Here is a 19,361-nt window from a genome sequence, read left to right as displayed (position 1 = left end):
CCCACGATCAGTCTGCCCGGAGGGCTGGCAAGGTGAAATCCATGAAGCGCTGCTCCTCGGCGATGGTGGCGGCATCGATCACGCCGCCGGTGCCATCGCCCACCGTTTGAATCGCTTCCAGCTGCCACATCGCCACGAGGGCGATGGCCAATTCAGCTGTCACGCGCGTGTTGAGATCGATGCTTTCCTTCAGTTCGTCCATGTCATCGATCAGCCCGACCAGCCGGTCGACGCGTTCCAGCGATTGCCCGGCGTCTTCATAGCTGTTCTGGGCAGCGGCCGAGACGAGTGCGCCGGTCGTGGCCTGGGTTGCGACACGGTTGGCGCCGGGATTGCCGCTGGTGGCCATTTCCGAGAGCGTGTCTTCATCGAAGCCGAGATCGGCCAGCACCCGGTCCATCTGGGTTTCGATTTCGCCTGCGCCGGAGCCCGAGAGGCCCGAGAAATCCCCAGTCTTGATCGCCTCAATCGTGGCGAGGATGTCCCCGAACTCCTGGTCGAGCAGGCCATTGAGTTCGTCTTCCATTTCCGTCCGGATGATTTCGGGAAGCTCGGCAAGTCGGGTGAGCGCTTCATAGGTTCTTTGCAGCTCCGCGAGTTGATCCGTGAGTGTGGCAAGCTGTTCGCGGAGCTGCGTCAGCTGCTCGTTTTGCAGAATCTCGTCTTCGATCATCTGCCGCAGCTGCTGGATGTTTTGCGCGATGTTCTGGGTGTCGACGACCGGTACACCTTGTGCTGCGGCAGGGGGTAGGGCGCTGAACTGCAAGCCAACGCCAAGTGTCGTGGCCAAAGCTGTCCTCAAGAGCAGATGTCCCATCATTCAATCTCCCTGATCGTAAAATCCATGAACGCGCCTTCGGCCATGCGGGCGCTGGCCTGGGCCAGCTCTTCGGCAGAAAGGACGCGGGTGCGTGCCGCCTGAAGTCGGATGCGTGCAGCGACGAGGCGCACGAGTTCGGCGCGGGCATAGGTGTTGAGCGCGACGCTCTCCTGCACATCCTCGGTCTCGGAAATCCGTTCGACGATATCCGCAATACGCAGGGCGGCTTGCCTGATCGCGGCGGGTGAGTTGCTGCCATAAAAGGCCGCCCCATGACCCGTGAGCGAGAGGTTGGCATTGGCGAGAAGCGCGGGGTCGATCGTGCCAAGCGCTTCGATCCCGCCGATACGGGTCAGATAGAGATTGTAGCGTTCAGGGATAACCTGGACGTAGTGCTGGGTCTCGCGGAAGGGTGGGACGCCGCCATACTCGAAGACCCGGCCGGGTCCGGCGTTATAGGCCGCGAGGGCGTTGATGATGTTGCCATCGAATGTGTTGAGCTGGGTCGCGAGATAGCGCGCGCCGCCATGCACCTGAAGGTAGGGGCTGTCGTAATATTCCGGGTTGATGCCCAGATCGCTGGCGGTGCCCGGCATGATCTGGGTGAGGCCATAGGCGCCGACGGGAGACCGTGCCCCAATCGTAAACCGGCTTTCCTGCCAGATCAGCGCTTGCAGCAACGCGCGCCATTGGACAGGCGAGAGCCCTGCGCGGCCAACACCCGCAAAGCCGCTGGTCTCCTGGGCGACCCGGATGATGAGCTGCTCTATGTTTTCTGCCGCATCCCCGAACATCTGCGCACCGCCGGGATTGGGGTCGATCTCGCCCGTGCCATAAACGGCTTCCACGGCGCGGTCGGGATCGCCGCTGCCGTTTTCTAGCCCCGAGACCATAGCCGGCAAGCTCTGGCCGCCGAAGCTGGTCTGGGCATCGAGGATGCGTTGCAGGGTTTCCAGCTGTTCGCGCTCGATCTCCGCGATGAGTTCGCGCACGGCAAGCTTGTCGGCCTGAACGGCCAAGTCAGCCTCGCGATCGCCAGTCTCGACGATGTCACGCGCGGTCAGCCCACTGTCATTGGTCGGCACGCCTTGAGACAAAGCGAGACCGGGCAGCAGGCAAAGTGCCAGGATATGAGGCAGGCTAGACTTCAATGTCGCCCTCCGGTGCGCCAAGGGGCGTGAATGTGCAATCAGGCGAGATGGCTGTCGTGGAGGCGAGGAATGTGAAGCAATTGGCCTGCGGCTCCCGGTACTGGGTGCAGGAGGCCAGCGCGCCGAGCGCAGCCAAAGCGACAAGAATACGGATCATGAAAGCCTCCAAAAATCTGGGCGGTCGCGGTAATCGGAGCCGACAAGCGCTTCGCCCTTTTCCATGCCGCCAAGGATGGTGAGATTGGGCCCGAGTGCGCTCAGATCGGCATCGACGACGATCGAGCCCTGATCGTCGCGGATCAATGCGAGGCGGCTGTTGCTGCCCGTGTTGAGAAGGACGTCGAGCTCCTTCTCCGTGAGGTTCAGCATGGCGTAATCCGCAGGCTGCGCGCGGATATTGGGCAGCAGGATCTGCGTCGGCACGGCCTCGACGATGGTCTTGCCGGTCCGGGTGCGCTCAAGCTGGCTGGCATATTGCGTCATCATCACCGCGACGGTGTTCTGCTTGCGCGCTGTCACCAGCCAGTTCGACAGCCGCTCCGCGAAATATGCGTTGTCGAGCGCCTTCCAGGCCTCGTCGATCACGATGATGGTGGGGCGGCGGTCCTCGATCTCGCGCTCGACCCGGCGGAAGAGATAGGACAGGACCGCCATCCGTTCCTTGTCGGCCTCGCTGTCGAGAATGCCGGTCAGATCGAAGCCCACCACATCGCCTTTGAGCGAGAACGTGTCCTCGAGGCTCTGCCCGAAGATCCAGCCGTAGCGGCCGTCTTCGGTCCATTCGAGCAGGCGCTGGTGCAGATCGCCACCATCATCGGTCGACACAAAAAGCGATGCGAAATCCCGCCAGTTCCGCAGTGCCGGATTGGTGGCCTGGGCATTCTGGCGCACGACCTCCTGGATGCGGTTGGTCTGCGCCGGGGTCAGGGGCTTGTCGGCGCGGTAGAGAAGCGTCGCGAGCCAGTCCGAGAGCCAGGCCGTGCCGCGCGCATCGGTCTCGGTCCAGAGCGGGTTGAGGCCTGTGGGCTGACCGGCGTTCAGGGACGCGTAGCGCCCGCCACCCGCGCGGACCGCCATCTCCATACCAAGACGGTAATCGAAGACGAAGATCCGCGCCCCTGCGCGACGGGCTTGGGTCATCAGAAAGGCCGAAAGCACCGATTTGCCCGACCCGGGCCGCCCCATGATCAGGGTATGGCCGCTGGTCGGTTCTTTGTCGGGCGATCCCTGCTCGTGATAGGAAAATCGGTAGGCGCTTTGCTCGGGCGTAGGCAGATAGGTGATGACCCGGCCCCAGGGGGTAAGTGCTGCGGGTTTGCCGAGCTGCGTTCGGTGGAAGGCCGCGAAATCCGCGAAGTTGCGATTGGTGACGGCGCTGGCACGCACGCGCTTGGGCTGGTTGCCGGGATGCTGGCTGAGGTAATGGGCCTTTGCGGCGACCCGCTCACCGATCATCTTCACGCCTTCGGTCGCGGCGGCGTTCACGATTTCGGCGCTGAGCGTCTGCAGCTCATCCAGCGTTTCGCAGAAGAGCGTCACGACCATATGGTGTTCGCCGAAGCTTTGGCGCTTGGCCTCGAGATCATCGGCGGCGATATCGAGGGCTTCCAGGAGCGAGAGGGCCGCGTCCTGGCTGGCCTGCATCTGGCGCTTTTGCCGTTTGATGCGGCCCGCCATGAGGTTCGAATTGATCGGCGTGAAGGAGTGCGTCACGATCATGTCGACCGGCAGGTTCAGCATGTCGAACATGGTGCAGGAGGTGCCTTCCGAGTATTCCCCGATGGTGAAACTCTTGCCGTAGCGATGCCCCACGACGCCTTCGGAAAGCTCGAAATGATCGCCATGAAACGTCACGCGGGTATTGGCGACGTTGAAGGACAAAAAGCCGTAGGTGTTTGCCGGATAAAGCGGCAGCTCGGTGCCCGTGTTGAGAGCCCCCAGAAACCCCACCAACTCCCCCGATGCGGCCGACAGCAAGCGCGGTTTGAGCTCGGCGAGGCCAGACAGAAAGACGTTCACGGCCTCGCCCAGGCGCTGCTGGCGTTTGCGGGTCTCTTCTCTCAGGCGGTCCGGCGCGCTGCGGCTGAGGAACGGCAAGAGGCTTTTCGGGGGCGGGCGGTGAATGACGGTGAGCGTCAGTGTCTTGTCGCGAAGCCCGCTGGTTTCGAGTTTGGCGCGCCAGCGCCGGTCCACCTCGCCTGCGAAGCTGTCCTCACGAATTGGGTCGAGATCTGGTTTGATGGCCTTGGAGACCTTGTGGACGTAATAGCTGAATTCCGGCCCGAGCTGCGCGACGATGCGGGCAAAAAGTGCCGTCACCTTGTCGAGATAGGCATCGTCGGTCGTGTAGCTGTTGATCCCCTCGAGCCGGATGCACCGGAAGAGTTCGTTCACCCGGGTCCGCACGGTCTGGTCGTCGACGAGGCTCACATAGGGCAGCATATGCGCGAGGCGGGTCTCGCGCGCATACCAGTCCGGCGTCATTGTGCGGGGGTCGAGCGCAGCATCACGGGCGTCATCACGGGGCATAGCTGTCCCCGCCATGGATGCTGTGGTTTCGCGTGGGTGGCGTTTCCTGCAGCGCCGTCATCATCACGTCGATGAAACGCGGGTCCCAATCTGCGGCCTTCCACAGCACCGGATAGAGAAGGGCGGCCACGCCCAGCACCGCGATGTGCTGGACCCAGACGAAGAGAAGCACCGAACCGAAGAGCCAGACCATCGCGTACATGATGGGCAGGCCCAGAAGCTTCGGCGGGCGCACGAGGCCGAGAAAGAGAGGCGTGCGCTCAGCCACCGGCAAAGACCGCGGCAACGATGGTGGGGGCGGCGGCAACACCAGCGATGCCCACGAGGACCCAGAGCGCCTGGCGCAGATCGATGATGTTGAAGAACCAGCTGAGAAAGACCCCGAGAACGGCAAGCGTCGCGATGACAACGCCAAGTGGGCCGGTCAGCGCATCGACGATGCCCTGCAACAAGCTCTGGATCGGGGAGAGATCGATGCTCTGTGCAAGGGCGGGCTCGGCAATGAACAGGAATAGCGCCAGCGAGGCGACAAAGAAGTTTGAAATCTGTTTCATGAATTTGATCCTTCCAATCGGGCCACGACGGCCATGACGCGGGCCACGTGGTTCTGGGTTTCTCGGTAAGGGGGAATGCCACCGTGTTGGCGCACGGCGTCCGGCCCCGCGTTGTAGGCCGCCAGCGCCAGATGCGGATCGCCGAAGCGCTCCAGCATCATCGCGAGGTAGCGGGCAGAGCCGTCGAGGTTCTGCAGCGGATCACGCGGGTCGACGCCCAGATCACGCGCCGTCGCTGGCATCAATTGACCAAGGCCAATGGCACCTGCACTTGAAATCGCATCCTGCCGGTAGGCGCTCTCAACCTCGATATTGGCCCGATAGAGAGCCAGCCAATCCGTCACGGAAAGCCCCGCGCGACGCAGGCCAGGATGGCCGGCATAGCGCAAGGCCGTGGTCTGAATCCCGGAGAGGACATCGGCGCGGGGCAGGGGAGTGGGGCGGGCAAGGGCCGTGACTTGGACGCCCTCTTGCCCGGCCGCTACCTCGCCGAAGATCGCGATCCCATCGGAGGCCGAACCCTGACCAATCCCGTCATTGTAGTTTCGAGCAAAGCTGCTTTGGGAGCGGGACGGGATCAGGGAGCCGTCGCTCTCCATGACCAGGACCATTTGAGCTGAGGCAGGTGCTGCGACCAGCCAGAGGCAGACGAGGTTAGCTGCCAGCGTCCTTGTCTGATGGGGCGAGCTTGTGGCTCCGGCTTGTCCCCGCTTCAAGCGGCAGGTCGACATGCGCAAAGCCAAGGCCAATGAAGAAAGACACCACGCCGGAGATCGTCTTGAACTCGCGGATCTTGATATCGTTGTAGGTCGTCCGCGTGCGGGCGGTGACGAGGAGCTTTTCCACGCCCTCGTCAGAGACAACGCGCATGATCCAGACCCCGTAATAGCTGGGGCCTTTCTTATGTGCTGACTCCTGGCACAGGATTTCTGCGCTATAGCCGCTTTCCACGAGCTCGCGGAACCTGGCTTCCGTAACCACATTTGGTGCTTCGATGTCCCAGTTCATGGCCCGGCTCACGCTTTCTCCAATGGCGCGACCCCAGGCATTCCCACTTGAAGCCCAGAGTTACGATAGTATACTATCAACCGCAAGATGTAATATCGTGCATTAGCTGTAGTTTGGTCACGCAAACACTAGTCACGGCCAGTGTCTGCGATCAAGGAGATAACAGGTTTGAGAAACCCAAGGTTGACATGCCTGCTCCCATTGCAAGCTATAGTCCTTCTAATCTGCGTTCCCGGGCCGGTTTTGGCGGAATCCTGCTTCGCCCCGGCCCGCCCCTTCCTACCAAGCGATTCGCAGGCGGCGCGGGACTATGCGGACATCATCCGTGGCGATTTCGAAAACTACATCCAGGATATCCAGAGCTACTTCCGTTGCCTCGACAGCGAACGCGCCCGCGCTTTCGAGGAAGCGCGCGAAGTCAGCGAGGACTATGGCCGATTTCTACAATTGGTAGGGGATTGATGGGCAACCTCGGGAGCATCAGACTTGCAGCCCATGGAAACCAGACGCCGATAACACCCTCATATATCTACTTTTTAGATAACAGATTTCATCCGCTAGCGACGTCACAAAAGGTATGTGACGCGTGGCAAAGACAATCAGAAGCAAAGGACAGGTGGCACTCTGCCAAGCATTGGTCGACGCCCGCATCAAGGCGGGACTCGGTCAGGAGGACTTGGCGATCAAGCTCAAGTGCCATCAATCCCTCGTGGCGCGCATTGAAAGCGGCCAGCGCCGGGTCGACGTCGTCGAACTGGTCGTCCTCGCCCGCGCCATCGGCTTTGACCCCTCCGAGGTTCTGGCGATCGTTGAAGCCGCCACGGAGCCCGACCACCGGATTTGAGCCATTTCATCTTTCGAGAACACGGGAGCTGACTTCTCCCAGTGTGAATTCGTTACCGCGAGGACGAACAGTAACCGATTTTAACGAGGCCCGGCACACGGTTGCAGCAAACGCTTTGGATCTGAGCTGCTATCCGCAACGCCAAATTGCAGGAAGTCAGTAAACAGTGAACGAAAATGAGGTCGAAGGCGTCGCGATCGCCAATTTGATTGCAGCCGATGAAGAAACCATTGTCGGCTGGGTATATCGCTGGAACACAGGTGCTCTGGCAATCCGGTGGGACATCCATGGCCCGCAGCGTGTCTCAAAGATTTACCCGGAGCTCTGCGATGCGGATAAAGCCGAAATTGACTTCGCGTCTCTCATGCAGCTGCCCTGTCGCAACGACTGACATGGTAGAACATGGCCTTTATGGCCCTCGATTGTGTGAGTGTGCCTGCGTTGCAGGTTTGATTTCGTGCAAGGCTCTGCGCGACGTCGTGGCGCCTCAACAGTCAGTAATTGACCTGCTCGAAGCCGTAGTTCCCGCTATAGTCACGCCACTCTACGAAGACGGATCTGTGATAAATGTTCGGGCAGTGCTCGCCCCACCGCTCGAGACCGTCATGCGCAGCAGGAAGCGCTGCGGGTGACGACGCCCTCCAAGAAAAATCGCCCTGGATCCCGTAGGTGCCGAGGACAACGACGGCGCTGCGGTTGCAGTCGCCATCTCGCCCGGATTCGTGCTGGCGGGCATAACGAACGTCAAAGACGCGGATGGAGCGCACGAAATTGAATTCCGGCCCGCTGATATCGATATCGGCGCGGTCTTCTACGAGCTGGAGGGCGTAATCAGCCCGCACGAGGTTCCCCCAGACAGCGTCGGAGCCTTTCAGCCCGAGCATTCCGCCAGCCTTGGCTGCCTGATCGAAGAGCGGGGCTGAAGAGTTTGGTGGGGTTCCTGAACCACCATATAGGGCATCGAAGATCCGGTCCGTGGGGCGCGACCTGGCAGGCCCATCGTAAGACGCACCCATGGGGCAGCGCCAAATCTGCAGCGGCGGCTCCACCGGCCATGGTGTGATGCGCCGGATGAACTCGGCCCGCGCGCGTGCGCATGGCACGGAAGCCGGCCACCCACCGGACAAACACAGCAGGATGGCGCAATCGATCTGATAGGTTTGGGCGCGTGCTTGCGTCGGAACTGTTGGGCCGATCAAGGCGAGAGCTAAAAAGGCCACCAGAGGGAGATTTTTGAATTCGAAGCGCATGGCAAGGACCCTTGACGATCTTCACCCAGCATACATACGAAAATATACTATTGCAACATTGATGATGCGTGTTGCGGTTGCGGTGGTAGGCAAGATCGCGAGCCGACAGCCTCGCACTTCATCATCCGCCACCTTGCGCGCGGCGCCAGTCCCACGGCATGTCAAAGCGTCCGGACCAGATATTGCGCCGTGCGGATCTGGCTTCGGTCTCATCGCGGATGTAGTCGCGGCTGTATCGGCGATAAGCCACGGCCCACCCTTCACGCACAAGCCAAGCGTTCAGATCGGTACCGTCTTGATGACAGACCGCAATGAAGCGGCCATAGCGGTCGGTATCGCGAACGGTGCAACTGACCTGCCTGCGGCCGATCCTGTCGGCGAGAGACAGCGCCGCTCGCTGCCCGCATCGCCAGCGCTGACCCTCGGCTGTGGCACAAAGCTGCCGACTTTCGGGTGCGTCAATCCCATGCAGTCGGATGCGTTGCCCACGGATTTCCAGAGTATCGCCATCAATGACACTGGCAACGCCGGTCAACCGATCGGCATGTGCCTGTGGGACGGCAGCAAACCAGAACAGAAGGAAGCCGAGTAGACAGCGCATAAGACGAACCTGTTTTGAGAAAAGGTGACCAGACATAAACGGATCATCCTGCAGTGAACACTAAAGCCCTGTGAAGCCGCCGGTTGGCCACTGCAACAAGACAGGGAGGATTTTGAGCCAGGGCTGTGTGGGCAAGGTTGCTATTCGCCGGGCTGGACGCCCAATGCCTCGAGGGTTGCGCGATCTGGCGCGCCAGAGGCTGGCAAGCCCCTTTGCTCCTGGAATGCGCGCATCGCATTCCGCGAGCCGTTACCCCAGACCCCGTCCGGGGTGCCCGCTTCAAACCCGCCGGCGTTCAGGAGAGTCTGGATCGCGCGGTAGTCGTCGGGCGAGAGATCGAGCGTCGACCACCCGCAGGCACCAGCCACGGCCTCGATCGCATCCTGAATTCCGGCGAGATCAAATTCTGCATCGTACCGTCGGCCATTGCCGTCCGTGAGACGGATGAAGAAGGCTTCAGCATCGTAAAGGCCGCGCAGGAACCCCTCCGAGCCAGAGCCGAAGAGCCCGGCCCCCTTGTTATTGGTCAACTCGTTCCAGCGCGTAGATTGCGCAGGATTGCTGTCGATCCGGTAGGTGATGTCGAACGAATCCCGTCGGATGGCACTCATCAAGAAATCGTCTTGGATAAACACCACCGACGTCACGCCCTCACGGCATTGCGCGAGTAGGGCTGTAGGACCCCCAAAGCTGCGCGCGTCATAGGCAGAGTAGTTGACGGCCACCACCGACGGGCTGTCGTCGATTGCTGCACGCTCTTCATTGATCACCCACCAGCCTGCGATCCGGTCCCCTTCATTATGCGCCTGCTCGAAAGGCGTGAGGCTGTAGTCGATGTCCGGGTGGTCCGGGTCGGCCCAAGGTAGTGCGGTCTCAGCGACCTCGTCGCCTTGGATCAAGGCAGCGGGCGCAGTTGGGTCGGTTATGGGCGGCGCTGAATTCGTACCGGTCGGTGTCACCGGGAAGGCGATGCCGTAACGGGCCTGCAGATAGGCCATTTGCAGTTGAGCGAGCGTGAGCTTTTCCGTTTCCACACGGCTGAGGGCCACCGCCTGAATCAATCCCCCTGCCGAGGCCGCTTCTCGCTCCGCGGTCTCGACACGATTCTGTTGTGCGGCCATTTCTCCTAGAAGCTGCTCGGCGCGCTCTGGATCTGGCTCTACCGCCGGTACGGTGACCTCGATCATCGCGCCAGCGGCTTCCGCCGCCTGTCGTGCCTCCACGACCGTGCGCAAGAGAAGCAGAGCCTCGCGGCGGCTCTCGGCCAGCATACGGATCAATCCCCCATCATAGCGGGAGATCGTCGCATCGACTTCGGAAATCTGGCTGTCGATCGCTGCAATTTCTGCGTCCAGCGGAGAGCTTTCTTGTGCGACGGCGCCTGCCGTCAGGCAGGTGCTGATCAACAGGGATGCGGTGAGCGTACGAATTTTCGTCATGCAAAAGCTCCTTTTCCCTTCCAGTGAGCGGTGCGGGAGGGTAATGCTGGGGCGAGCCCCCAAGTTTGTGATACGTCTAATAACGCGACGGGCTTGTCACGAATCGACTTCCTGACACTTCAAGAGTCATATGGTCTGATTTGTGAGTCAATCTAAAAACTGGACGCGTGTAACTTTGCGACATATATATGAGGGCACTAAGTGACTCGCAAGAAGGGCAAGCAGCTGAACTGGGGTGTCGAACGTCGATATGAGTTCATCGAGTTTCGCCTGTTCTGGCAGGGGCGGATAAACCGAGGGGATTTGATGGACGCGTTCGGGGTTTCAACACAGCAGGCATCGCTGGACCTGAACGCCTATATCGATCAGGCCAAGCGGAACCTCGTCTATGACAAGAGCCTGCGCACCTACCTGCGCGGCAAACAATTCAAGCCCAAATATCTCAAGCCCGATGCGGAGGAGTACTTCGCGCAGCTGCGGGCCGTCGATCAGGGGTTGGTGAGCGCGGAGCAAAGCTGGATCAGCGTCTTTCCGGGCTTTGGAGCAACGCCGACACCTGCCCGAGGCGTGGCACCTGAAACGCTGCGCGATGTTCTCGCGGCGATCCGTTTGCCGGCCGCCTTGCAGGTGACCTATCAGTCGATGTCGCGCCCTGAGCCAAGCGCGCGCTGGATCGAGCCCCATGCTCTTGCCTTTGACGGCTTCCGTTGGCATGCCCGCGCGTTTTGCCAGAATGACCAGGTTTTCAAGGATTTCCTGCTCTCTCGCATCGTGGAGGTCGGGGACCAAGGGCCTGTTACATCGGACCCTAGCTCCGATGGCGCTTGGCACACAGACGTCTTGCTCGAGATTGGGCCGCATCCGGACCTCTCCGACAACCAACGCCGCGCGATAGAGATGGATTATGGCATGGAGGCGGGCCACGCGCAGATCGTAGTCCGCCGCGCGCTGTTGTTCTACGCGCTCAAGAGGCTGGGGCTTGATACCGACCCCGCCGCTCGAAAACCGCAGGACCAGCAGATCGTGCTGTTGAATCGAGACGAGGTCGTTGGATGACCATGGCAGCACGGAAAGCAGACTTCGGAGCAAACCACCAGCCCTACAAAATGTCCTTCACCTCTGGGGGGCTGTTTCTGAACGAGAGCGTGATCGTCGCCGAACTGCACGTAGCTGGTGAAGATTGGAAAGTAACGCTTTCACGCGCGCTCGAAGAGGGGGCGACGTCTTTGCCGAAGGCGGCTTCAAACCGGCGCACCCTCCGCGAAATCGTCAACCGCCTGATGACGCTGACCGAAGACGAAATCCGGTTTTTCGTCAGTGAGCCCGGTCGACAAGAACAACAGCACCTACTGTGGATCGCCACATGTCGGGCTTACAGGTTCGTGCGTGAGTTCGCTGTTGAGGTCATTTGTGATCGGTATCTCGCCTATCAGCTGGACCTGCCGCTCGAGAGCTTCGACATATTCTTTGATGCCAAAGCCGATTGGAATGAGGGGCTGGCCTCGATCAGCGACAGCACCCGCAACAAGCTTCGGCAGATCCTATTCCGCATGATGCGGGAAGCTGGCGTTATCTCTGGCGATAACCGGATCCAATCGACGTATCTCTCGGAGCAGTTGCGGCAGATAATCGAGGCGACCGACCCCACCGATCTTGCGGTGTTCCCTAGCGTTGCGATCGAGGGAGGCTCATCATGATCCCGCAGTTGTCACGCAAGGAACGCGCCGAGCACCTCTACCGGGTCATCACCAGCGAACGGTTCCTGACCAAGCAAGGCCTCGGCAACGAAGTGCCATTTTTCATCTGCCCGTTCCCGGCGGAAGAAGGCGTCACCATGATCGAGGACCGACGCGACCTGATCGAGCGGATCGCGCATGCGGGCGTGACAGCGCTCGACCTGAGCCTCTACGATATCTCCCTTGGGCTTCTCGAGGAACGTGGCATCCTCGAAGACATCCTTGCCGCAGAGCCTGACATGGAGAAGTCAGAGCTGCGCGAGCTCTTGCAGGGCGTTCTTGATGTCCACGAGCACCTGATCCCAAAGATTGGTGCGGCCATCGCCGCTCAGCCGCATGACGTGATCTTTCTCTCCGGTGTGGGCGAGGTCTATCCGTATATCCGCTCGCACAATGTGCTCAACAATCTCCAGAGTACGGCCAAGGACAGGCCGACCGTCCTGTTCTTCCCGGGCAGCTATACGCACTCCACGGCAACCGGAGGGTCCCTTGATCTCTTCGGGCTGCTGCATGACGACAAGTATTACCGTGCATTCAACATTTTGAACTACGAGGTCTGATCCGATGACCACCGCTCTGAGAAGCATTTTTGCAAAGCCTGTCGACCGCCCGATTGATGGTGTGATCAAAGCGGACGACGAGGCGAGCCTGCGCGTCGAACTCGACGAGTATGTTATCACCGATGAAATCGGAAAACGTCTTGAGACCTTCCTCGACGCCTATAACAACTACGACACCGCCAATGGAGTCTGGATCTCGGGCTTCTTCGGATCGGGTAAGTCGCACCTCTTGAAGATGCTCGCCCTTCTCATGGAAAACCGGGAAGTGGATGGGGTCCGGGCATTCGACATCTTCGAAGAGAAGCTGGCCGATCAGCCCATGCTTCAAGGATCTCTGCGCAAGGCTGTTTCCGTGCCATCGAGATCGATCCTGTTCAATATCGACCAGAAGGCCGACGTCATTTCCAAAGCCGACGTCGACGCGCTTCTCTCAGTGTTCCAGAAGGTTTTCGACGAAGCCTGCGGATACTATGGAAAGCTGCCACATATAGCGCAGTTTGAACGAGACCTCGATGATCGCGGCCAGCTGGCTGCGTTCAAGGACGCTTATGAGACCGCTGCAGGCAAACCCTGGGAGCGAGGCCGTGAGCAAGCAGCGCTTGAGCGGAAGAACATTGCGACCGCATTTGCCGTGGTCACGGGCGGGGACCCGGCGGATGCCGCGGATATTCTGGGCCAGTACCGGGCGGATACGCGCGTCTCAATCGAGGATTTTGCGATCAAGGTGAAGGCCTGGATCGACAAACAGGGGCCAAAGTTCCGGTTGAACTTCTACGTGGACGAGGTCGGCCAGTACATCGCCGAGAACGTCAAATTGATGACGAACCTGCAGACCATCGCCGAAAGCCTGAATACGAAATGCAAGGGTCAGGCCTGGGTCATCGTCACGTCGCAACAGGACATGGAAGCCATCATCGGGGACGGTAAAGCATTCCAGTCCCAGGACTTCTCAAAGATTATGGCGCGCTTCGGCGTGAAGATGCCGCTGAACTCGGCCGACGTGGCAGAGGTCATCCAGCGTCGCCTATTATCCAAGACCGACGAAGGTCAGGTCAGGCTTGGCAACCTGCATGATCGCGAAGAAAACAACCTCAAGACCCTTTTCGATTTCACGGACGGGTCAATAAAGCTGAAAAATTTTGATGGGCGCGCCCACTTCGTTTCAAGCTACCCGTTCCCGCCCTACCAATACATGCTGTTCCAGATGGCAATCACGTCGCTGTCTCAGCACAACGCTTTCGAGGGCAAGCACAGCTCGGTCGGCGAACGCTCGATGCTGGGTGTGTTCCAGGAGGTCGCCAAAAAGATGGCGGACCAGCCTGTGGGCGACCTTGCTACGTTCGATCTTATGTTCGAGGGCATCCGCACCGCCCTGAAGTCTGCCGTCCAACAGTCGATCCAGATTGCCGAAAAGGAAATCCAGGACATCGACCCATTTGCGATCCGGGTGCTGAAAGCGCTCTTCCTTGTCAAATACGTCAAGGAGTTCAAGCCAACGGTGCGCAACATCAGCGTCCTTTTGCTCTCTGAGTTCGATACTGATCAGATCAAACAACGCCGCAAGATTGAGGAGGCGCTGTCCTTCCTCGAACGAAACACGCTTATCCAGCGCAATGGCGAGGTCTATGAGTTCCTGACAAACGAGGAGAAGGATGTCGAGGCCGAGATCAAGGCGCTCGATGTCGACCCGTCCGAGCTGTCGAAGGAAATGGAGACGCTGGCATTTGATACGATCTTGCGCCATCGCAAGATCAAGCATCTGACCACCGGCAATGAATACAGCTTCAGCCGTAAACTGGACGATCACCTCTTGGGCCGGGAGCATGAGCTCTCGATCAATCTGATCAGCCCTTTCAACGACGATGTCGCCTCGCCCGAGGCTGTGCGAATGCGGAATGTGAGCCGTGAGGAACTAGCGGTCGTATTGCAAGCTGATGTGCGATTCATTCGTGATCTGACGCTCTTCAAGCAAACCGACAAGTTCATCCGGCAGGCCCGAGCAGGCTCAGAGCAGCCGGGGCGCGACCGCATTGTCGCGGAGAAGGGGGATCAGAACAGCCGCCGCTACAAGGACCTCGAACTGCGCTTGCGCAAGCTCATGGCAGAGGCGCGGATGTTCGTGCGCGGCGATGAGCTTGATATCGGCGGCGAAGAGCCACAAGAGCGGATCGTGAAAGGCTTCCAGGGCCTCGTCGACAAAGTCTATGTCAACCTCCCGATGTTGCGGGGGGTGACCTATTCCGAGGCCGACATTCTGAAGGCCGCAACGCCTGAAAGCGGGCTATTTGGCGACAACGGCGAAGGTCTGACCGAAGCCGAGCAGGACGTGTTGAACTACGTCCAGTCTCAGGCCCGGATCGGCGTGAAGGTCTCCGTCAAGTACCTTACAGAACGGTTTGGCGGTAAACCTTATGGGTGGCCTGTCACCGCAGTTCTATGCCTCGCCGCCAGCCTATCCGGTAAAGGGAAGCTCGAAGCTCGCTCGGACAGCATGGTGCTTGAGCGCGCCGAACTCGCCAAGGCGCTCAATAACAGCCATGCCTTGGCCAATGTCCTTCTGACTCCGCAGACCGAGTTCACCTCCGCCCAAATTCGGAAGGCGAAGGAGCTCTACAAAGAGCTGTTTGATCTCCCCACGGACGGCACCGACGCCCGCACGATTGGGGCGGAATGGCTGGAAAGCACTCGGACACTGTCGGAAGAACTGGGAAAGCTGCTGGCCCAGAAAGCCCAGTATCCGTTTGTCGTAGCGCTTGAGCCTTTGGCGGCGAAAGTCTCGGCTATGGCGGGCAAACCCGCCACATGGTACATAACTGAACCTGCTGCGCAGGAAGACGACTTGCTCGACGCCAAGGAAGACGTGCTCGACAAGGTCCGCAGTTTCATGGGCGGCGCACAGCGCGAGATCTATGACGATGCGCGCGATTTTTTGCGCGATCAGGAAGCGAATATTTCCTACGTCGATGCTGTTGCGGGCGAGGCCTTGGCCCGCACGCTGGCAGATCCTACCTGTTACAGAGGCACGGCCATTCAATCCCTCAAGACGGAACTTTACGGACTGAAGGACCGCGTGGAATTGACCGTGCTCGAGGAGCGCAAGGCCGTGATCACGGCCATCGATGAGTGTTCGGCCAAAGTTGCGCAGACGCCAGAGTTTCAGGCACTCTCAGCAAATGACCAAGCGCACATCAAGCGTAACATCGACAGCCACAAAGCCGGGCTCGACAGCGTCAAGATGATCCCGATCCTGCGCGACAGGGCAAACGGTGCGAAGCTCGATCTGCTGCCGCGCATACTGGCGGAGGTCGAACGGCTCAGTCGACCGGCCGCGCAGCCGCAGCCCAACCCCGGTATGGGCGAAACCTCGGCCCCCGCCCCGCAGCCCACCTATGTCAACGCTTCGGAAATCAAAGTGGGCTTCGCCAAGCCCTACCTGACAGAAGAGGCGGACGTCGAACAATATGTCGACGCAATGAAGAAGACCCTGCTGGAGCAGATCCGCGCGGGCAAGAAGGTGATCGTCTGATGTTGACCAAGATCGAGTTCGAGAACTTCACTGCGTTCGAGCAGTTGGAGCTTTCCCTGTCCCCGAAAGTCAATGTCATTATCGGTTCCAATGGGACGGGAAAGACCCATCTGCTGAAGGCCATCTATGGTTTGGGGCTAATCGCGGACCGTAAATATCCTGATCGCGCAGACGAGGGTTTCGCAGCCTCTGCATCAGGAAAGTTTCTGCGCATATTTTCAACCGAAGACAACAGGGTAGGAACCCTTTCTTCTAAAGGAGCTTCATCACCGACACGGCTACGGTTGGTGAACAGCGATGAGGTCTCCTTAGAGGTGGCTTTCAGTGCGAGGTCTCAATATTTGGAATTCACCTCAGGTGCTGTTGACCCTCAGCCTGCAGACAAGCCTGTCTACATCCCGACCAAGGAAGTACTTTCCTTGGTTCACGGCATTCGCCACCCGAAACATGATCGCGCTACTGTCGAGATGATTTTCGATGGTGGCTATGTAAACTTGGCGGAACTTCTTGTGCAGTCCGGCTCTGACGAAGCGATACCCGACTCCATGGAGGACCCACGGCTGTCTACCGTCATTCGCAAACTGGTTGGTCTTGTTGGAGGCAGGTATCGTTTGAAGGACGGCGGCGGCTTCGATTTTGAGCCGGGGCGATATGAAGAGAAGCTGAAGGCTGATCCATCACGGTCCGAGTCGCAAACTGCGAGGGCATATCAAGATTCGACACAAACCCGCTTTGTTTCGAGCGATAGCCAGCCATTCCCAACTGGAATGACAGCCGAAGGATATCGGAAGATTGGCGTCCTTCATCGGTTACTAAGCAACGGGTCAATAAATCCCGGAGAAACCGGCGTTCTTCTCTGGGACGAGCCGGAAGCGAACCTGAACCCAAAGCTGATGAAGGAAGTGGTTGAAGTCCTTTTGGAGCTTTCGCGAAATGGTCAGCAAATTGTTGTCGCCACCCACGACTACGTGCTTCTGAAGTGGCTGGATCTGCTAATGGACAAGAAAGGCAAGGAGGACCATGTCCGATATCACGTGCTGCAAAGGCGCGATGAAGACGGAAGGATGTCTGTCTATTCGACAGATGACTACGGACAGCTTGTGACAACGGGCATATCGAAGACCTTCGGAGAACTTTACGAGGCGGAAATTGAGCGGTCGCTGAAGGGTATTGAGTTATGACGACGGTGCAGGAATTCGACCTGGAGCTCTCTTTTCCCGAGGCACAAGTAGTAATCCATTTCGATGACAGCGATTACCATGCAAGCAGTACGGTCCAGCGCGTCGATTTCATCGCAGAATACGAGGCGCATTACCTGTTCGTTGAGATCAAGGACCCTGACATTCCCGGGGCTGAAAACCCTGCTGCTTTTGTCACCAAATTGAACTCCGGAAAGCTGGTTCAAAGCCTCGCGGGCAAATTTCGGGATACCCTTTTCTTCCGATCAGCGCAGGGCAAGAATGACCGTAAAGTCCTCTATCTTGTCCTGCTCTCAATGCAGAACCTAGACAATGCTTTGCTGCTTGCAAAACAAGATGAACTGCGGAAGGCCATTCCGATCAGGCATGCGGACTGGGCGGACGATTGCGCCGCGAGCTGCATCATCCTGAATTTTGAACAATGGAAAAGACAATTCGGAGAGCAGTCACTACGCCGAATTAGCGAGGGGGCGGCCTGATGGACACCACGAAACTCAAGAAGTTTGCTCAGTTCGCGCGGCGCGCGCTCATTGAACAGGTCGCCGCGAAACTCGAGGCGGTGTCCGCTGAAGGCTCTGCCGCTCAGCGCGAACATCCGGCTGCCTTCAAGAAGCTTGAGGCCAGCATTGCCCAGCACGGCGAAGAAGAAGTTGTGGAGCGGGTCGCCTACATCTGGTTCAATCGCTTCACTGCCCTGCGATTCCTTGATGTGAACGAGATCAGCGCGGTTCGTGTCGTCTCTCCCTTGCCCGGGCAGTTCCAGCCCGAGATCCTCGCGGATGCGAAGGCCGGAAACATCAACGAACAGCTCGTGCCCGAGGCGACCCGCCGCAAGGTCAGTGACCTGCTGGAGGGGCTGATCCCCAGCCAGGATCCTCAGGCCGAGGCGTATCGGCTGCTTCTCGTCGCCATCTGCAATTCCTGGCAGACCAGCATGCCGTTTCTTTTCGAGCGGATCGATGATTACACCGAGCTCCTGCTGCCCGCCGACTTGCTGTCCAATGCCTCTATCCTCGCCTACCTACGTGAGGCTATGACGCCGGATGCCTGCCAAGACGTTGAGATAATCGGCTGGCTCTATCAGTTCTACATCTCCGAAAAGAAAGACCAAGTCTTCGCCTCGCTCAAGAAGAACAAGAAGATCGAGGCCGACAATATCCCCGCCGCGACGCAGCTCTTCACCCCGCACTGGATCGTCGGCTACCTGGTCGAGAACTCGCTGGGCCGACTGTGGCTGCTGAACCGACCGGGGTCAAAGCTGGCCGAGAAGATGGAGTACTACATCGCGCCGGAAGAGCCCGAGACGGACTTCCTGAAGATCGGCAAGCCCGAAGAGATCAAGATCTGTGATCCGGCCTGCGGGTCGGGGCACATGCTGACCTATGCCTTTGACCTGCTCTACGCCATCTACGAGGAAGAGGGCTATGACGCGACAGAGATCCCTGCGCTGATCCTGACGCACAACCTGACCGGTGTGGAGATTGACGACCGTGCGGGCGCGCTGGCGGCCTTTGCGCTGGCGATGAAGGCGGCGGCCAAGCTGGGGCGGCGGCGGTTCCTGCGGATGGAGGCAAAGCCCGACATCTGCGTGTTACAGAACGTGAGCTTCACGCACCCCGAGATGCAGGACGTGGCCGCCGTGGTGGGTAAGGATCTGTTCACCGATGAGCTGCGCGAAACGCTGGGGCAGTTCGAGCAGGCCAAGAACTTCGGCTCGCTGATCGTGCCGAAACTGCGCGACGCAGGTGATATGCGCAAGAAATGGCAGGCACTGTTCGGTCCTAACGATCTGGCCCCTGCCGCGTATGAACGTATTTTGGTCGTGCTGAGCATGGCCGAGGCGCTGTCGCCGAAAAACCATGTGGTGGTGGCCAACCCGCCGTATATGGGCGGGAAAGGGATGAATGAAAAACTTCAAGACTTTGCGAAAGCTTCTTATCCTGACAGCAAGGCAGACCTTTTCGCAATGTTCATGGAAAGGGCACTCGCACTGTCTCGGAAGAATGGCCTAATGGCCATGATCAACATGCAATCTTGGATGTTCCTTTCTTCTTTTGAACCCACATTCTCCAAGTAAGTCGCTGATTTCGCTGTCGTAATCGTGATATTTCGCATATAAATCATGGCGTTGACGGCTGCGAGGG

The 19,361-nt window shown here is 59.1% G+C and carries 21 protein-coding genes; 10 read left to right on the top strand and 11 right to left on the bottom strand.

Annotated features, from left to right (window positions below):
- Positions 1–7: 7 nt before the first annotated feature.
- The 8 genes from I9P22_RS04450 to I9P22_RS04415 are packed head-to-tail and all read right to left on the bottom strand — an operon-like array spanning position 8 to position 6,062.
- A complete protein-coding gene (locus I9P22_RS04450; RefSeq protein WP_199258206.1) occupies positions 8–817 on the bottom strand; it encodes a type IV secretion system protein in 810 nt (269 codons plus the stop codon).
- Positions 817–1,971, bottom strand: coding sequence for a lytic transglycosylase domain-containing protein (locus I9P22_RS04445; RefSeq protein WP_199258176.1), 1,155 nt, complete (start codon positions 1,969–1,971; stop codon positions 817–819). The genes I9P22_RS04450 and I9P22_RS04445 overlap by 1 nt, the downstream gene beginning before the upstream one ends.
- Complete coding sequence (locus I9P22_RS04440) at positions 1,961–2,128, bottom strand: hypothetical protein (protein ID WP_199258175.1); 168 nt, start codon at positions 2,126–2,128, stop codon at positions 1,961–1,963. Before I9P22_RS04440 ends, I9P22_RS04445 begins: the two co-directional genes overlap by 11 nt.
- Complete coding sequence (locus I9P22_RS04435; RefSeq protein ID WP_199258174.1) at positions 2,125–4,500, bottom strand: VirB4 family type IV secretion/conjugal transfer ATPase; 2,376 nt, start codon at positions 4,498–4,500, stop codon at positions 2,125–2,127. Before I9P22_RS04435 ends, I9P22_RS04440 begins: the two co-directional genes overlap by 4 nt.
- Positions 4,490–4,768, bottom strand: coding sequence for a type IV secretion system protein VirB3 (locus I9P22_RS04430; protein ID WP_199258173.1), 279 nt, complete (start codon positions 4,766–4,768; stop codon positions 4,490–4,492). The genes I9P22_RS04435 and I9P22_RS04430 overlap by 11 nt, the downstream gene beginning before the upstream one ends.
- The gene (locus I9P22_RS04425) at positions 4,761–5,054 is read right to left on the bottom strand and encodes a TrbC/VirB2 family protein (RefSeq protein WP_199258172.1); all 294 of its coding nucleotides are present in this window, start codon (positions 5,052–5,054) and stop codon (positions 4,761–4,763) included. Before I9P22_RS04425 ends, I9P22_RS04430 begins: the two co-directional genes overlap by 8 nt.
- Positions 5,051–5,665 carry a lytic transglycosylase domain-containing protein gene (locus tag I9P22_RS04420; protein WP_199258171.1) on the bottom strand — a complete coding sequence of 205 codons (615 nt, stop codon included), beginning with the start codon at positions 5,663–5,665 and terminating at the stop codon, positions 5,051–5,053. The genes I9P22_RS04425 and I9P22_RS04420 overlap by 4 nt, the downstream gene beginning before the upstream one ends.
- 43 nt (positions 5,666–5,708) lie before the next feature.
- A complete protein-coding gene (locus I9P22_RS04415) occupies positions 5,709–6,062 on the bottom strand; it encodes a hypothetical protein (RefSeq protein WP_076535508.1) in 354 nt (117 codons plus the stop codon).
- A gap of 210 nt (positions 6,063–6,272) precedes the next feature.
- Between I9P22_RS04415 and I9P22_RS04410 the strand changes: the two genes are divergently transcribed.
- The 3 genes from I9P22_RS04410 (at position 6,273) to I9P22_RS04400 (ending at position 7,297) form a co-directional block, all read left to right on the top strand.
- Positions 6,273–6,524 (top strand): hypothetical protein, encoded by a 252-nt coding sequence (locus I9P22_RS04410; protein ID WP_072794323.1) that lies wholly within the window; start codon positions 6,273–6,275, stop codon positions 6,522–6,524.
- 124 nt (positions 6,525–6,648) lie between these two features.
- The gene (locus tag I9P22_RS04405; protein WP_199258170.1) at positions 6,649–6,906 is read left to right on the top strand and encodes a helix-turn-helix domain-containing protein; all 258 of its coding nucleotides are present in this window, start codon (positions 6,649–6,651) and stop codon (positions 6,904–6,906) included.
- A gap of 166 nt (positions 6,907–7,072) precedes the next feature.
- Entirely contained in the window at positions 7,073–7,297 is a 225-nt protein-coding gene (locus I9P22_RS04400; protein WP_199258169.1) for a hypothetical protein, read from the top strand.
- 103 nt (positions 7,298–7,400) lie between these two features.
- Here the strand turns inward: I9P22_RS04400 and I9P22_RS24515 are convergent, their stop codons facing one another.
- From I9P22_RS24515 to I9P22_RS04385, 3 genes are all read right to left on the bottom strand, one after another.
- Positions 7,401–8,156 carry a hypothetical protein gene (locus tag I9P22_RS24515; protein ID WP_233253206.1) on the bottom strand — a complete coding sequence of 252 codons (756 nt, stop codon included), beginning with the start codon at positions 8,154–8,156 and terminating at the stop codon, positions 7,401–7,403.
- A gap of 121 nt (positions 8,157–8,277) precedes the next feature.
- A complete protein-coding gene (locus I9P22_RS04390) occupies positions 8,278–8,757 on the bottom strand; it encodes a thermonuclease family protein (RefSeq protein ID WP_199258204.1) in 480 nt (159 codons plus the stop codon).
- Between the two features lie 140 nt (positions 8,758–8,897).
- On the bottom strand, positions 8,898–10,196 hold the full coding sequence (locus tag I9P22_RS04385) for a peptidoglycan-binding domain-containing protein (protein WP_199258168.1): 1,299 nt from the start codon (positions 10,194–10,196) through the stop codon (positions 8,898–8,900).
- A gap of 201 nt (positions 10,197–10,397) precedes the next feature.
- Here I9P22_RS04385 and I9P22_RS04380 point away from each other — a divergent pair, with 201 nt between their 5' ends.
- The 7 genes from I9P22_RS04380 to pglX are packed head-to-tail and all read left to right on the top strand — an operon-like array spanning position 10,398 to position 19,294.
- Positions 10,398–11,252, top strand: coding sequence for a WYL domain-containing protein (locus I9P22_RS04380; RefSeq protein ID WP_199258167.1), 855 nt, complete (start codon positions 10,398–10,400; stop codon positions 11,250–11,252).
- A complete protein-coding gene (locus I9P22_RS04375; RefSeq protein WP_199258166.1) occupies positions 11,249–11,893 on the top strand; it encodes a DUF1819 family protein in 645 nt (214 codons plus the stop codon). The genes I9P22_RS04380 and I9P22_RS04375 overlap by 4 nt, the downstream gene beginning before the upstream one ends.
- On the top strand, positions 11,890–12,492 hold the full coding sequence (locus I9P22_RS04370) for a DUF1788 domain-containing protein (RefSeq protein WP_108641831.1): 603 nt from the start codon (positions 11,890–11,892) through the stop codon (positions 12,490–12,492). The genes I9P22_RS04375 and I9P22_RS04370 overlap by 4 nt, the downstream gene beginning before the upstream one ends.
- Positions 12,493–12,496: 4 nt before the next feature.
- A complete protein-coding gene (brxC, locus tag I9P22_RS04365; RefSeq protein ID WP_199258165.1) occupies positions 12,497–16,018 on the top strand; it encodes a BREX system P-loop protein BrxC in 3,522 nt (1,173 codons plus the stop codon).
- Positions 16,018–17,199 (top strand): AAA family ATPase, encoded by a 1,182-nt coding sequence (locus tag I9P22_RS04360; RefSeq protein WP_199258164.1) that lies wholly within the window; start codon positions 16,018–16,020, stop codon positions 17,197–17,199. The genes brxC and I9P22_RS04360 overlap by 1 nt, the downstream gene beginning before the upstream one ends.
- Positions 17,196–17,696 (top strand): hypothetical protein, encoded by a 501-nt coding sequence (locus I9P22_RS04355; RefSeq protein ID WP_199258163.1) that lies wholly within the window; start codon positions 17,196–17,198, stop codon positions 17,694–17,696. Before I9P22_RS04360 ends, I9P22_RS04355 begins: the two co-directional genes overlap by 4 nt.
- A complete protein-coding gene (gene pglX / locus I9P22_RS04350; protein ID WP_233253205.1) occupies positions 17,696–19,294 on the top strand; it encodes a BREX-1 system adenine-specific DNA-methyltransferase PglX in 1,599 nt (532 codons plus the stop codon). The genes I9P22_RS04355 and pglX overlap by 1 nt, the downstream gene beginning before the upstream one ends.
- Positions 19,295–19,361: the final 67 nt, after the last annotated feature.

Source organism: Paracoccus binzhouensis (assembly GCF_016446475.1).
In the GTDB taxonomy this organism is placed as follows: Bacteria; Pseudomonadota; Alphaproteobacteria; order Rhodobacterales; family Rhodobacteraceae; genus Paracoccus; species Paracoccus binzhouensis.
The sequence above is the reverse complement of the archived record's forward strand: the minus strand, read 5'-3'. Positions and strand labels throughout refer to the sequence as shown.